Origin of the sequence: Sphingomonas faeni (assembly GCF_023195535.1) — a bacterium.
Classification (GTDB): Bacteria; Pseudomonadota; Alphaproteobacteria; order Sphingomonadales; family Sphingomonadaceae; genus Sphingomonas; species Sphingomonas faeni_B.
The window spans coordinates 1-13,421 of record NZ_JALPNF010000013.1; the positions used below are offsets into that span (position 1 = coordinate 1).

The following is a 13,421-nucleotide window of genomic DNA, read 5'->3' on the forward strand; positions in this document are numbered from 1 at the left end:
GCTCGTGATCGAAAACCATCCGTACCGCCCGCTCGCGGACTTCGGGCGCAAACTTGTTCGTCGTCTTGCTCGTCATGGCTCCACCTTCTCAGGAGTTGGAGCCTCCGACAAACCCGGCGCGGTTCACTTCTTGGTAGGAGCTTTTATGGAGGAAGAAGAGGCTTCCGCTTGAGCCCTCGGCTTACGACCAAGGCCGATTCTCATCGCCATCGCTCGGCGCACTTCCGAATAATTGGCGGCAACCATCGGATAGTCAGCTTTAAGATTGTAGCGTTCGCGATACTGCTGTGGCGTTAGACCATGCATGTTAAGATGACGGCGAAGTGTCTTGTATGACTCGTCGGTTATGAGGGAAATAATACGGTCTGGCGATGCGAGTGACTTACGAACCGTTACGGCGGGTTCGTGACTTGCATGCTCTTGCGCAGCGACGGTTTCCACACCCGTAGTTAAACCGTCCAAAGATGCCTTTACGGCTAAGATAAACGCGGCGACATCATCGGCGCTAGCTCGCGTATTTGGATTCGACAGCCAAGCCACCGTAAGTTCGGTAGCGAGTTCCCTATTGTTCATTTCGTCGGTCAATATTCGAATCCGTCGAGTGAGGTGATTATCCGACCGGATTATTGCCGCAGCGGTCGCCACAATTCAAGGAATTTGGATGTCCTGCCCTCGTAGGGAACGAGGTATCGGTCAGACACCCAGATAAGCTCATAATCGCTTGAAACTGATCGGTAGCATCAATACGACTACCGCTAGAAATCTGACACGATCTACACCGCGTTCTACCCTGCCCACTTACCTTACGGATTATTCATCCGCAATAGCCTCCGTAGTATTACGGATTTACATGGCAGGCGTTTTACCGCATTGTAGACGGACACGTCGGCGCCTCCACCTTATTTTGCGCCTACTTGGCAGTATTGATCGAGCGATACGCCCGGAAATAATCCGCCGATCGCTCAAATATCAATGGGGGGGGTGATCGGAGAGGATGCTTTTTTTTGAGCAAAGCCATGGTGGCGCTCCTAAAACCTGCCAATCAATTCTAGGTCGTTTGACTACGGCCACCGAGTTTGTGCACGCAGGTGCAGGTGTCCAGCACACGCTAAGATCGCTGGCCGCGTAATGCAGGATTTCTGGCTGAATATCGATCACCCTCAGGGTGACCAAACGCGGCCGACCGAGTTCCTCCTTGCTGCCGGCACGGGCTTCGCTGCCATCATTTTCAGCAAGGCGATAGCGTTGCTGACTGGCGCAAACCTGCCGTATCTGTTCGTCGTCGCTGGAGTAGCGCTTAGCGTCGCCAGGGGCGGGCTGAGCGCCGGTATTGTCGCCCTGGCCATCGGCGTCGGCGGCACACTTTGGCTAGATACGGGCAATCCCGTTGTGCAGAGCGCCAACACAATTATCGTGATCATTCTTTGCCTCATCATCTCAGGGGCAGGCGAAGCATTCCTACGGCTGCGTGCGCGCGAAAAGTCGCTGACGGAACGATGCAGTCATCGCGAGGCAATGCTGCAAAGAATGTTCGATACGTCTCAAGCGGTTATCCTGATCATCGGTTATGATCACCGAATTGTCGCGGTGAACAGTGCAGGATGCAGACTGTTCGATCTGGCACGCGAAGCGATCATTGGCGCGCGCGTGCCGGATCTTTTCGAAGGCCACGACGCTATCGAAATCGGCGTCCACATCATCAAGACGCCGGACGGCAGGGCACGGCGAGTCCGCTTGTCGGCGACAGATCTGCCGATCCGCGGGGAACACTTCCGAACCGTATATATCCGCGACGAGACCGCAACGATTGTGGCTGCAGAGGCGCTGGCGACGACTCAGCAGGAACTGAACCAAGTCGCCAGAGCCGCTGCGCTGGGCCTCCTTGGTTCCGCAATCGCACATGAACTGAACCAGCCGCTCGCAGCCGCCACAATCTATATCAATGCGGCATCCTCGATTTTGACAAAGCTAGACAGTGTTCCCCCCGCCGCGGTTGCAGCACTCTCCGATGCCGCCGGACAGGTTTTGCGCACAGCAGCGGTGCTCAAGCAAATGCGCGATTTCATCGGCCACCGGCCAACCGACGCCAGTTGGACAGATGTGCGAGCAATCATAATGGATGCCGCCAAGCTCGGAGGACTAGCGTTAAAACAGGCCGATGCCGTATTAGAAATCAGCATCGATCCCGCTGCTGGTCACGTGCTAGTGGATCCCATCCAGGTTCAGCAGGTCTTAGTCAACTTGCTCGTTAATGCAGCAGACGCGGTGCGCGATCGTACGCGGCGGACCGTGCAGCTGAGTGCCCGTACCGACGTCGAGGGCGCGATCTCGTTTATCGTCGAGGATAGCGGTGCCGGGATACCGGACGACATGTTCGACATGATCTTTCGACCGTTCTGTTCGACCAAAAGCGACGGGCTGGGCGTCGGACTCGCGATTTCCACGCGAATTGTTGAAGCATTGGGCAGCAGACTGACCGGCACGAACGGGAGCAGCCACGGGGGCGCGGTGTTCTGCTTTACACTGCCGGGACGCCGCTATAGGAGGATAGGAGCGTGATCGCAGATAGACCAATCTACGTCATCGACGACGAACCAGAAATGTGTAGATCGCTGGCGCTGCTGCTTTCAACAGACGGGTCGCCGGCGCGCAGTTTTTCCAGTGCCGATGTCTTTCTCGATATGCTCGACCGACTGTCGGCAGGGATCATCATCAGCGACGTGATGATGCCGGGCACTGACGGCATCGAGCTGCTGGCTTGCCTTGCGGCGCGCGAGCGTGACGATCCCGTCATCATCATTGCCGGGCACGCCGATGTCCCGCTCGCTGTGAAAGCCCTGCAGGCCGGCGCGCTCGACCTTTTGGAAAAACCGTTCGAAGCGAAAGCGCTGTTCGCTGCGATCGCTGCGGCACGTCGGCGGACTACCGACCTGGATGCCGCACGCGCAACCTTGATCGGCCTGTCCCGACGCGAGAGAGAGGTGCTGAGCTTTATCATCGACGGCGCGACGACCAAGGAGATCGCGCTAAAACTGACGATCAGCCCGCGGACGGTCGAAACGTATCGCGCCCACTTGATGGAGAAGACCGGTGCGGACAGTATTCCAATGCTCGTGCGCTTGGGGATGCACGCGGGACTCGGCTAACCTTCTCTTATGGGCAGATCGCCCGCGCTAAGACGCAGCGTCCATTTGTACACCAGCCCACTAGGCAGCAACACAAGAGATCCAGTGCACTGCCGGCTGGTCTCGATCGAGGTGCGCAGCATTCGGCTGCCAAATCCCTTCCGGTTGGTCGGGACGACCGGCGTGGTGACGTGCTCGCGCCACTCGAAATCGAAGGTGGCGTGCCCCTCGACGTCGGCACTTCGCCGCCAGGTTACGTCAACCTTGCCTTTCGGATCGCGAAGAGCACCGTGCCGGATCGCGTTGGTCGCGAGTTCGTGCAGGACCAGCGTCAGCGTATGCGCCCACCTTGCTGGTAACGCGACAATGTCCCCCTTGATCTGGAATTGGGGCCGTCCCGGATCCTGGAAGCGGCGGGCGATCTGGCCGACTATCGTCGAAACCGGGCAGAATTCGCCTTCAGCCTCGCATCCGACCCGAACGACCGCATCAAGACTGGCGAGCCGGTCGATAAATTTTGACGTTCCGGGGTCCATAGCCCGGTCAGCGAAAGATTGTGAGGCTATCGCCATCACCAGCGAGATCAAGTTGCGCGCCCGATGCTGCGTCTCTTGCAGCACCATCATGCCTTTGTCGTCGAGGCTGGACGGGTGGGCCTGCATCAACCGCAGCGTAGCCCGTCCGTGACGGGGGAGATGCACCGGCACATCAACGTGCGACGTGAGCACAGCCCCGTCGCCGCAGTTGCCCAGGGCGTCAACGTCACCCGAAACGCTTGCGAAAGGGGTCCGCCTGCGCGCGACGGCAGGACCATTGGTCCAGAACACTGTACCGCTCCGATCGAGCAGTGATGCCGTGTGCGGCAGATCCGCGCAGAATATCTCGACGGTCTCTACCTCTAATTGCGACCTTGGCTCCATCCCACGCCCCCTTCTTGTGCTATTCGCAAATATGGATGCCACTCCCATGCCCATGAACGAAGGTGGATTGTCGGAAAAAGGCTTGGCTAACCAACATGCGCACTGTCGATGCGATCTGGCAATTCGCGATGAATACTGAGACCTCACTACAACTCATCAGTATTTGCACGGACTTACACGATGCGGTGTTTGGGTGGACAAGACGGCTCGACGGTTTGGGTCGCTTGGTCTGGTCCGTCGCAAAGGGTGTTCGCATCGACGCGAACACGGTTCATGCCAACAGGAGAGATACCATGAAAACGTCCATCCTCGTCGCCAGCGCCGCCATCGTCGCTGGAATCGCCAGCGTCCCCGCATCGGCCGAAACGCTAAGCGTGCAAGGAGTCGTCGCCCCCTATTGCAACGTCAATCTCACCAACGTGTCTAGCGGCAGCGCATCGATCGCGATGGCGGGAACGCAGACGGTCGCCAACCTGCGCCTGTCGTGCAATTCGGCCACCGGAACCAAGTTCGTGCTGAAGACGCAGAATGGTGATCTGACTCAGCAAGTCGGACCCGTGACGCAGCGCATCAACTACGACCTGATCCTCGACTCGCCGAGCGATCCTGCGTTCGCCATCGCCGCCCACGATACCTTCCCGGGCAGCGGCGTCGAGAACCAGAACCAGTTCACGCGCGCCAACACCGGCTACACCCAGCCGATCGCCAACGGCATCCCGCTGGTACTGTCGCTGAACCTGAACGTCGCAGCCGATGCGAACAACACCCCGACCTCACAGAACTTCCCGGCCAATGCCGCACCGGCAGGTACGTATTCGGAGGTGTTCTCTTTTACCGCCAGCGCGGTCTGATCGCTGATCCACGAGCAGGAGGACGCCAGAAACTGGCGCCTCCTGGTTGCGTCTTTTCAACGGGGGAGGATGAGATGAGAGCCTGGGGATTGGTGGCAGCGACGACAGCGCTGTGGATAGCCATACCGACCACGAGCGCGGCGCAAGGCTATCAAGTACAGCCGATGCTGGCGACGATCGCGCCGTCCGGCCCCAACGCCAGGCTGACGATGTCGATCAAGAATACCGGCGCGGTGCCGATCACACTGGAAATGACGCCGTTTCGTGCCACTGTCGATGGCGACGGTGCTGCCAGCCGCGTCGACGAGGCCAAGGACGTGCTGATCTACCCCGCGCAGACCGAGGTCGCGCCCGGCAAGGAACAGACCGTCCAGGTTCGCTACATCGGCGATCCGGCAATCGCGGACGCGAGGATGTACGGCGTTCGGGTATCGCAGTTGCCGATCAGCGCGCCGGGCTTCGTCCCGGCCGTCGGCACGTCCGGCGCGTCGTCAGACGTCAAAGTGAGTTTCAACTTCCTCAGCCATGTCATCGTGTCGCCTGACAAGGCGAAAGCGGTGATTGCGGTCAAGGATGTCGGCCGCGCGCCAAACGGCGACCTCATGCTGACGATCGCAAATACAGGGCCCGGGATCGCAGTGCTTAACGCGTCCAACTTCACACTCACGGACACGGCAGGCAAGTCCGTCGTGCTGGAACCCGACAGCCTGAAGATCGGTGAGTTTTCGGCCTTCATGCCTCGTCAGTCGCGGCGGGCAAGCGTTCCGGCCAAATTACTGGTGGGTCTCGTGGGCACCATAACGCCTACCCTGACCGTCCAGTGAGCCATGGCACGTTCCGGAAGGCCGCGCGGCGCGGCGCTGCTGTGGGCGGTGGGCGGGTGCGCGCTGTGCGCAGGACCTGGCTCCGCTGCCCAGCCGCTGGTCGTGCCTGATCCGTTGCAACAGGCAGCGGAGCAACCGGGCGGTAGCTCGCCGCCGGGCCGGGTGACCTCGGTCCGCGTGCCGCTGGAGGTCTCGCTCAAGATCAACGGCAAGTTTCTCGGCACGATCAGTGTCGCGGTCGATACCAAGGGCAACGGCGAGATCGACGCGAAGCGGCTGATCGACCTTGTCGCCACCGTCATCGACACGAAGCTGAAGACCGCGCTTGTCGCGCGCATCGCCGGTCGCCCGCGGGTAGAATTCACCGCGCTCGATGTCGACGGCTTCACGCTGCGCTTCGACAGCTTCGCGCTAGAGGTGGTCGGCACCCTGGCGGCGAATGCCTCGATCCCCGCGGTTCTGCGTTTCGGCTATGCTCAGGACGTCCCGATCCCGGCCGGCTTCGACCAACCCGAGACTGTCTCCGCCGGGGTCAATATTGGAGCAAGCCAACGCTACGACTACGGGCACAAAGGCGGATTCGAGGGCGTCCGCGTCGATCTCGACGCCATCGCCAATATCGGTGGATTCGATGGTGTTACCATGACGGGGGGCGCAAGCTATGATGGCACCCGGTGGCGCCGCCGCGAATTCCGGCTGACGCACGATCTGTTCGCCAAGGCGTTGCGCGCGACACTCGGTGAATTCACGCCCAGTTCGACCTCGTTTCAGGGTTCGGGCCGCATCCTCGGCATTGGGCTTGAACGGGCCTATTCGACCATCCGTCCGTTCCAGAATACGCGCCCAATCGGTCGACAGGAATTCACGCTCGATCGCGCTTCGAGCGTGGACGTAATCGTCAACCAGATCCGGGTGCAGACGATCCGCCTTGCCCCCGGTCGGTACGACATCGGCGACTTTCCGTTCGCTGCCGGATCCAACCAGATCCAGCTTGTCGTCGAGGACGTTGGCGGTCGCCGCGAGATCGTCAATTTCGATGTATTCAATACGACAAGCCTCTTGACGCCGGGAATCACCGAGTTCGGCGGTGCGATCGGCGCACGCGAGCGCGACCATCTTCGCTATGGTGGATCGCCCGCAGCGACCGGCTATGTCTATCACGGCCTTTCCGACACGACGACGCTGGGACTGAACGGGCAGGCGACTAGCCGTGCCGTGCAGTTGGGGGGTGTCGCGGTGTTGGGTACGCCGCTCGGCTTCTTCCAGTTAGAGACTGCAGCGAGCAAGTCGCTGGCAAGCGGCAACGCGGGCTATGCGATCTCGCTCGACTATCGCGGCGATTTCTCGATACGGGGCCGCGACGACCTCCGGATAGCCGGATCGCTAAACTTTCGCAGTCCGACATTTCAAGACGCCTTCGCGCGCGACACTTTGAACCTGCGAGCGCTGGAAACCGCGTTGCAGGTGCAATGGCTAGCGCCGCTCGATATCAGCACCGGGGTCAGCGCGGGCTATACCATGGCGCGTCGAGGTGCACCGAGTTCTTACCGCGGCGACATGACGATCGGACGCAGCTTCGGACGGGTGGGGATCAACGGAACCGCATCACGCATCGTCTTTGATAATGGCCGCGGCAACGACACCCGGATCGCGATCGGCCTGTCGGTGCGCTTGGGGCGTCGCGACACGTTCAATGCACGCCTCGATACCGGCAGCAACCGTCGCGAGGTCGAGATCGGCAGGTCGCCCGAAGGGCGATTGGGCGAAGTCAGCGGCACGCTGCGCTATACCGAAGATCGTGACACGAGTGCGATTTCGGGCAGGCTAGCTTATGTCAATAACCGGTTCGACCTGGTGCTCAACCATAACCGGATCGAACGGGCAGGCACCAACGGGCCGCCGTCCAACGTTTCCGACTGGAACGTCCGCACCTTCCTGGGGTTTGCCGGTGGCACATTCGCACTCGGTCGATCGGTCGACGAGGGCTTCGTCGTCGCGCCCGTCCATCGCACGCTGCACGGGGCGCAGGCCTCTATCGTGTCTGGCGACCGCATCATCGCGCGGTCGGGCCTGTTCGGTCCCGCGCTGGTCCCGATCGGGCGCGCTTATGGGGCCAGCCATTACGACGTGAAGGTCGATCCGCTGCCGGTGGGTTATGATCTCGGCACCGGCAGCATCAACATCTTCCCCGGTTATGGACCTGGGTATCGCTCCGTGATCGGCAGCGAGAATTCATTCATCGCGGTCGGGTTCCTCGTTTCCGCAGAAGGGCCTATCGCGCTGATCTCGGGAACGATCGAACCGGTCGGCCCGGCCCGTCGCAAGACGTGGAAGGAGCGCGGTTTCTTCACGAATCGTGCCGGACGCTTCGTCGCCGATCGGCTGGCCCCCGGCAGATACCGGCTGGCGCTGCCAAGCGGTGCGTCCGCACAGTTCACTGTGCCGGCAACGGCGGAGGGGGTAGTCGATGTCGGCACGCTGCGCGTTACGAGTTGAGCTCGCTTTGCTGGTATGCGCGATGGCATGGGTGCTGCCTACGCCGGCGCGGGCATGCGACCTAACTATCATCCCGGTCCTGTCGCAGATGCGGGTCGAGTATGATCCGTTCGCACCGACGCATGCTGGCGCACGACTGAGCTTTGACATTGAGAACCGGGGGGAGCGGGCGTGCGAAGGCGAACTGGCGCTACTTGATGGCGCGCGCAACAGCGTGGATGCGCAGCAGATCGATGGCACCGGAGTCGAACTGCGGTTCGTCGCCGCAAGCGATGATGCAGCACTCTGGTCCACCGCCAGCCCCGGTCTGTGGCGGTTCACAGCAGCGGGCAGCAGGCGGACACGGGTGACGATCAACGGTGTTGTCAGCCGTGACGCGGTCGCCGCCGCGGGTGAGCATGCTGCCGACCTTTCGCTCGAGCTTCGCGATCCCGGTACCACCGTGACGCACACCGCGCCGATACCGGTCCAAGTTGTGCTCTTCGTGCTGCCGCTTGCACAGATGAACATTGTCGGTGCCGTCGGCACGTTCGGCGAGGGGGCAAGCGTCACCGCGGTCGATTTCGGGATCATCACCGGGCCCACGACGCGTCGCGTTTTCATTCAAATTCGTGCCAATGGCAGCGCGCGGCTGACGATTGATTCGATCAATCGCGGCCGGTTGCTGCGCGAGGGCGGGGCGCCGAACGAAACGGGGATCCCATATGCCGCGCAGGTCGAGAACGATCCAGTAGACCTGGCGCGTCACTGGGAACGGCTGGTCGATACGCCACGCACGGTCGCGGGGACATCATTACCGCTCGACCTCATCATCAACGGCACGCCTGCCGCGGTCGCTGGCAAGTACAGCGATACGCTGACCGTGGAATTCAGTGCCCTATGATTTAAAGCATCACGCCTACCGCATTGCTAGGCGGATCGTTCTCGTTGCCCGATACAGAACGAGCTACCCTTAGCAACTCCCCAACAACCGGGTGAAACGTCAATCCGCGACCAAGCTTTCTGATATGCATGGTATATGCCTCGATCAGTTGCCCTTCTAACCGACCGAGCAATTCGTTCTGCCGGTTGGCGGCGCGACGGTTGATGCGCCAGGTCGCGAACAGGATCAGGCCGAACAGCAGGAGCGGCACGTCTGTCGCTATCTCGCCACGTCCGAAGATCGCTTTCAGCCGGGAGTTGCTGACGAACAGCACCAGCACCGCTACGAACCTCGCGAGCCGCCAACTTATCGGCCGAGCCCCGCCAATGAGCGGATCCGCCATCAGTGCAGAGCCAAGGCCGGCATGATCGGCAACTCCGGATGGGCGTCGGGATGATCGTAGAGCCGGAGCAGGATTTGCGAGACGAGGGGTGGGGGAACGGCTTCCTCCAGCATCATCGCGAAAAACGCATCCTTGTTCAGCGTCGGGATCATGTTTTTGATCACAGGTTGGCGCGGAAGTTTTCGTGAGTCTCACCCCATTCGACAATATCGGCGGGCGTGCCGCGCACGAAAGTCATTGCCCGAACTTCGGCACGGATCGCTTCGGTATCGAAATCCGCCATCAGCTCTCCTCCGTCGTTTCCGCTTCCGTATCAAACGCCCGCTTTCCGCGTCGTTTCCAGAGCGCCAGCACATCGCCTGCATCGTCGCCACGACCACGTCCGGCGAGATCGAGCAGCGCGCCGTAGAGTGTCGCGCGATCGTCGCCAGTCAGCTCAACCAGCCCGGCTTTCTGGACCAGCCCGCCAAGCTCGATCAGGTAGCGTGTGCGTTCGCGGCGTTGCATGACCCAGCCCCGCGTATCGTTACGACGTTCTGCGGCTTCCGCCCGCAGTGTCGCCGCCCGGTTCAACCGCAGAACCCGATCCGTCAATTGGAACAGCGCCGCCACCTTTGCGCCCGCGCCGTTGAAAGAACGCCACGCCCTTCGCGCGCCATGCCTCCTTCGCGTTCGTATCCTTTGACTTGACCGCATCGAGCAGCACCCCGGCAAGGGTTTCCGCATCGAGCGCATCGGCCCCGGTTGCGGCCACGAGCTGTCCGAGCTGTTCGACCCGCTTTGCCTTGAGCGCGCGTGCCTTGTCACCCAGCGCCTTCAGCTCGGCGTCGTAATCGCGAACCTTCCGCATCGCCTTTATCCTTCCGCGTGTCGGTCCGGAGCATCGTAGCGCACTCGCTACCGAGGTAAAGTTAGAACGAGAAGAAAGCTGCAGCAAGTCAATCACGAGAAGCGAAGCATGTTGTGAGTGCGCGCTTATACGTCGTTGCCGACGTGCGCTTAGAAGTGCAATAAGCAGGATGTCATGGCGATCTACCATTTCTCTGCCAAGGTTGTGAGCCGCGCGAACGGATCGAGCGCCGTTGCTAGCGCGGCCTATCGCTCCGCGTCCGAGCTGCACGATGACCGGCTAGGGCGCGATCATGACTTCTCGAACAAGGCGGGCGTCATCCACTCCGAGGTGATGTTGCCGGAGGGCGCACCGGAACGTTTGTCGAATCGTGCAACGCTGTGGAACGAGGTTGAGGCAGGGGAAAAGCGCAAGGACGCGCAGCTTGCCCGCGAGGTGGAGTTCTCGATCCCGCGCGAGATGAACGAGAAGCAAGGCGTCGCACTGGCGCAGGATTTCGTGAAGCAGCAGTTTGTGACACGCGGGATGGTCGCGGACCTGAACGTGCATTGGGACAAGGCGAAGGATGGCAGTCCCAAGCCGCACGCGCATGTCATGCTGGCGATGCGCGATGTGGGGCCTGAGGGGTTCGGGCAGAAGAACCGCGACTGGAACAGTACCGATCTGTTGAAGGACTGGCGCGAGGCGTGGAGCGCGCACGTCAACGAACGGATGGTTGAGCTTGGGCTTGAGGGGCGGATCGATCATCGCTCCTATGCCGATCAGGGCATCGCGCTGGAGCCGCAGCACAAGATCGGACCCGCAGCATCACGTCGTCCAGAGCAGGGGCTTGAAGCTGAGCGGATCGAGGATCACGCGCGCATCGCCCGCGAGAACGGCGAGAAGATCATCGCCGATCCCAATGTCGCGCTGGACGCAATCACGCGCAGCCAGGCGACGTTCACCATTCGCGACCTAGCGGTCTTCGCGTTCCGGCATAGCGACGGCAAGGAGCAGTTCGACCAGGTGATGGCGGCGGTGCGCGCCGCGCCTGAGCTGGTTGCATTAGGCAAGGACGGGCGCGACCAGGAGCGGTTTACGTCCCGCGACATGATCGCGGTGGAGGTCCGGCTTGAGCGTGCCGGCGACGAGCTGGCGGGCCGCGCCGGGCATGGTGTCGGCGATCGGCAGCGTGACGCCGCGATCGGCGCGGCCGAGGGTCGGGGGCTTGTCCTGTCCGGCGAGCAGCGGGACGCCTTCGACCATGTGACCGGCAACGCCGGGCTGGCGTCGGTCGTCGGCTATGCCGGGTCGGGCAAATCGGCGATGCTGGGTGTCGCGCGCGAGGCATGGGAGGGGCAGGGTTACACGGTACGCGGCGCGGCGTTGTCGGGTATCGCGGCCGAGAACCTTGAGGGCGGGTCCGGCATCCAGTCCCGTACCATCGCCAGCCTTGAGTATGCGTGGGATCAGGGGCGCGAGAAGCTAGGTCCCAGGGATGTGCTGGTCGTCGACGAGGCCGGCATGATTGGTTCGCGCCAGATGGAGCGGGTGCTGACCCAGGCGCGCGATGCCGGGGCCAAGGTCGTCATGGTGGGCGATCCCGAGCAGTTGCAGGCGATCGAGGCGGGCGCGGCATTCCGCAGCGTCACCGAACGCCACGGCGCAGCCGAGATTACCGAGATACGCCGGCAGCGCGAGGACTGGCAGCGCGACGCCACCCGCGCGCTGGCGACCAGGCGTACTGCGCAAGCGATCCACGCCTATGACGGTCGCGGCATGGTTCATGCAGCCGATACGCGGGAAGCGGCGCGGAGTGAGCTGGTGGACGGGTGGGATCGTGCGCGCCAGGCCGAGCCCGGCAACAGCCGGATAATCCTCACCCATACCAATGCCGAAGTGCGCGAGCTGAACGAGGAAGCGCGGGGCCGCTTGCGTGCATCCGGCGACCTTGGCGACGACGTGGCGGTGAAAACCGAACGCGGCGATCGGCAGTTCGCGACCGGCGACCGCATCATGTTCCTTCGCAACGAACGCGGCATGGGCGTCAAGAACGGCACGCTGGCGACGATCGAGCGGGTATCGCCCGAGGGTATGGCGGTGCGCCTCGATGACGAGCGTGGCGTCGCGTTCGACACCAAGGACTATGCCCATGTCGATCATGGCTATGCGGCGACGTTCCACAAATCGCAGGGCGTGACGGTCGATCGGGCGCATATTCTTGCCACCCCCGGGATGGACCGGCACAGCGCCTATGTCGGCATGTCGCGGCACCGTGACAGCGTGCAGGTCCACTATGGCCGCGACGACTTCGCCGACCGGGGCCAGCTTGTTCATGCCCTGTCGCGGGACCGGGGCAAGGATATGGCCGGCGACTATGCCAAGCCCGAGCAGGACCAGGCGCGCGCGTTTGCCGATCGGCGCGAGATCCGGTTCCCGGAACGCGCGCGCCAGATGGTCGAGAAGGTCCGCGGAAAGGCGCGGGGCATGTTCGACGGCTTTCGGCCAAAACCGGCAGTGGAGCGGGCGGCGTCGCCGGAGCGTGTTGCAGCCGATCGGCCGGTTGCACCCTCACAGGCCCGCGCGATTGAACGCTATGGACGTGCCGCAGCCGATATAGGCCGGATGAAGGAAAAGGGGCTGCCGGTGCTGGCACACCAGGAACAGGCGCTGGTGAAGGCGGGCTACGCGCTCGACCAGACCCGGCACCATGCCGCGCGCGACCTCGCCAGCGCGATCGAGCGAAATCCCCGGCTCGCGCGCGACGCGGCCGAGGGGAACACAGGCGGGGCGGCGAAGGCGATGGAGGTGGAACGTCAGGTCCGCATCGACCCTGAGAAGCGCGCGGACCGCTTTGTAGAGCAGTGGCAGAGTATGCAGGAGGCGCGCGCCAGCATGGAACGTGCCGGCGACCGTGCGGGTGCGGAGACGCTAGGCAAGCGCATGGAGAGCATTGCGGGCGGGCTGCACCGCGACCCACAGCTCGAATCCGTGTTGCGGCGTCGCGCTCCCGACATGGCGTTGAGCAGGGAGCGCGGTCGGTCGATTGGGCAGGAACTGGCGCAGCCTACCCGCGACCGCGACCGCGACCTGAGCCGGTAAGGGGACATG

General features: G+C 62.3%; 14 protein-coding genes. 7 read left to right on the forward strand and 7 right to left on the reverse strand.

Annotation, left to right across the window (positions count from 1 at the left end; translation table 11 throughout):
• Positions 1–123: 123 nt before the first annotated feature.
• Positions 124–573: a MucR family transcriptional regulator gene (locus tag SPHN_RS16925; RefSeq protein WP_248525018.1), complete on the reverse strand. Its 450-nt coding sequence runs from the start codon at positions 571–573 to the stop codon at positions 124–126.
• A 555-nt stretch (positions 574–1,128) separates the two neighbouring features.
• On the opposite strand from SPHN_RS16925, the gene SPHN_RS16930 reads away from it, so the two are divergent.
• Positions 1,129–2,559, forward strand: a complete 1,431-nt coding sequence (locus SPHN_RS16930; protein WP_248524954.1) for a sensor histidine kinase — start codon at positions 1,129–1,131, stop codon at positions 2,557–2,559.
• A complete protein-coding gene (locus SPHN_RS18550) occupies positions 2,556–3,146 on the forward strand; it encodes a response regulator transcription factor (protein ID WP_248524955.1) in 591 nt (196 codons plus the stop codon). Before SPHN_RS16930 ends, SPHN_RS18550 begins: the two co-directional genes overlap by 4 nt.
• Here SPHN_RS18550 and SPHN_RS16940 read toward each other — a convergent pair.
• Positions 3,143–4,045 (reverse strand): HWE histidine kinase domain-containing protein, encoded by a 903-nt coding sequence (locus SPHN_RS16940; protein WP_248524957.1) that lies wholly within the window; start codon positions 4,043–4,045, stop codon positions 3,143–3,145. The two genes, SPHN_RS18550 and SPHN_RS16940, sit on opposite strands and share 4 nt — an antisense overlap.
• A 293-nt stretch (positions 4,046–4,338) precedes the next feature.
• On the opposite strand from SPHN_RS16940, the gene SPHN_RS16945 reads away from it, so the two are divergent.
• From SPHN_RS16945 to SPHN_RS16960, 4 genes are all read left to right on the forward strand, one after another.
• On the forward strand, positions 4,339–4,896 hold the full coding sequence (locus tag SPHN_RS16945; protein WP_248524959.1) for a hypothetical protein: 558 nt from the start codon (positions 4,339–4,341) through the stop codon (positions 4,894–4,896).
• 164 nt (positions 4,897–5,060) lie between these two features.
• Positions 5,061–5,720: a hypothetical protein gene (locus SPHN_RS16950; protein ID WP_248524961.1), complete on the forward strand. Its 660-nt coding sequence runs from the start codon at positions 5,061–5,063 to the stop codon at positions 5,718–5,720.
• 3 nt (positions 5,721–5,723) lie between these two features.
• Entirely contained in the window at positions 5,724–8,216 is a 2,493-nt protein-coding gene (locus SPHN_RS16955) for a hypothetical protein (RefSeq protein WP_248524962.1), read from the forward strand.
• Positions 8,188–9,099, forward strand: coding sequence for a hypothetical protein (locus SPHN_RS16960; protein WP_248524963.1), 912 nt, complete (start codon positions 8,188–8,190; stop codon positions 9,097–9,099). The genes SPHN_RS16955 and SPHN_RS16960 overlap by 29 nt, the downstream gene beginning before the upstream one ends.
• A 1-nt stretch (position 9,100) precedes the next feature.
• On the opposite strand, the gene SPHN_RS16965 is transcribed toward SPHN_RS16960, so the two are convergent.
• The 5 genes from SPHN_RS16965 to SPHN_RS16980 form a co-directional block, all read right to left on the reverse strand.
• Positions 9,101–9,418: a hypothetical protein gene (locus tag SPHN_RS16965; protein ID WP_248524964.1), complete on the reverse strand. Its 318-nt coding sequence runs from the start codon at positions 9,416–9,418 to the stop codon at positions 9,101–9,103.
• A 62-nt stretch (positions 9,419–9,480) separates the two neighbouring features.
• Positions 9,481–9,633, reverse strand: a complete 153-nt coding sequence (locus SPHN_RS18555) for a hypothetical protein (RefSeq protein WP_349238514.1) — start codon at positions 9,631–9,633, stop codon at positions 9,481–9,483.
• Between the two features lie 8 nt (positions 9,634–9,641).
• A complete protein-coding gene (locus tag SPHN_RS18560) occupies positions 9,642–9,764 on the reverse strand; it encodes a hypothetical protein (protein ID WP_349238515.1) in 123 nt (40 codons plus the stop codon).
• A complete protein-coding gene (locus SPHN_RS16975) occupies positions 9,764–9,988 on the reverse strand; it encodes a conjugal transfer protein TraD (RefSeq protein ID WP_248524965.1) in 225 nt (74 codons plus the stop codon). Before SPHN_RS16975 ends, SPHN_RS18560 begins: the two co-directional genes overlap by 1 nt.
• 19 nt (positions 9,989–10,007) lie before the next feature.
• A complete protein-coding gene (locus SPHN_RS16980; protein ID WP_248524966.1) occupies positions 10,008–10,331 on the reverse strand; it encodes a conjugal transfer protein TraD in 324 nt (107 codons plus the stop codon).
• Between the two features lie 174 nt (positions 10,332–10,505).
• On the opposite strand from SPHN_RS16980, the gene traA reads away from it, so the two are divergent.
• Positions 10,506–13,412: a Ti-type conjugative transfer relaxase TraA gene (gene traA, locus SPHN_RS16985; RefSeq protein WP_248524968.1), complete on the forward strand. Its 2,907-nt coding sequence runs from the start codon at positions 10,506–10,508 to the stop codon at positions 13,410–13,412.
• The last annotated feature ends 9 nt before the right edge of the window (positions 13,413–13,421 follow it).

Bases quoted from the DNA above. Each gene is read 5' to 3' on its own strand.
- SPHN_RS16925 (WP_248525018.1), bottom strand. From the start codon at position 573: ATGAACAATAGGGAACTCGCTACCGAACTTACGGTGGCTTGGCTGTCG.
- SPHN_RS16930 (WP_248524954.1), top strand. From the start codon at position 1,129: ATGCAGGATTTCTGGCTGAATATCGATCACCCTCAGGGTGACCAAACG.
- SPHN_RS16940 (WP_248524957.1), bottom strand. From the start codon at position 4,045: ATGGAGCCAAGGTCGCAATTAGAGGTAGAGACCGTCGAGATATTCTGC.
- SPHN_RS16945 (WP_248524959.1), top strand. From the start codon at position 4,339: ATGAAAACGTCCATCCTCGTCGCCAGCGCCGCCATCGTCGCTGGAATC.
- SPHN_RS16950 (WP_248524961.1), top strand. From the start codon at position 5,061: ATGCTGGCGACGATCGCGCCGTCCGGCCCCAACGCCAGGCTGACGATG.
- SPHN_RS16955 (WP_248524962.1), top strand. From the start codon at position 5,724: ATGGCACGTTCCGGAAGGCCGCGCGGCGCGGCGCTGCTGTGGGCGGTG.
- SPHN_RS16960 (WP_248524963.1), top strand. From the start codon at position 8,188: ATGTCGGCACGCTGCGCGTTACGAGTTGAGCTCGCTTTGCTGGTATGC.
- SPHN_RS18555 (WP_349238514.1), bottom strand. From the start codon at position 9,633: ATGATCCCGACGCTGAACAAGGATGCGTTTTTCGCGATGATGCTGGAG.
- SPHN_RS18560 (WP_349238515.1), bottom strand. From the start codon at position 9,764: ATGGCGGATTTCGATACCGAAGCGATCCGTGCCGAAGTTCGGGCAATG.
- SPHN_RS16975 (WP_248524965.1), bottom strand. From the start codon at position 9,988: ATGCAACGCCGCGAACGCACACGCTACCTGATCGAGCTTGGCGGGCTG.
- SPHN_RS16980 (WP_248524966.1), bottom strand. From the start codon at position 10,331: ATGCGGAAGGTTCGCGATTACGACGCCGAGCTGAAGGCGCTGGGTGAC.
- traA (WP_248524968.1), top strand. From the start codon at position 10,506: ATGGCGATCTACCATTTCTCTGCCAAGGTTGTGAGCCGCGCGAACGGA.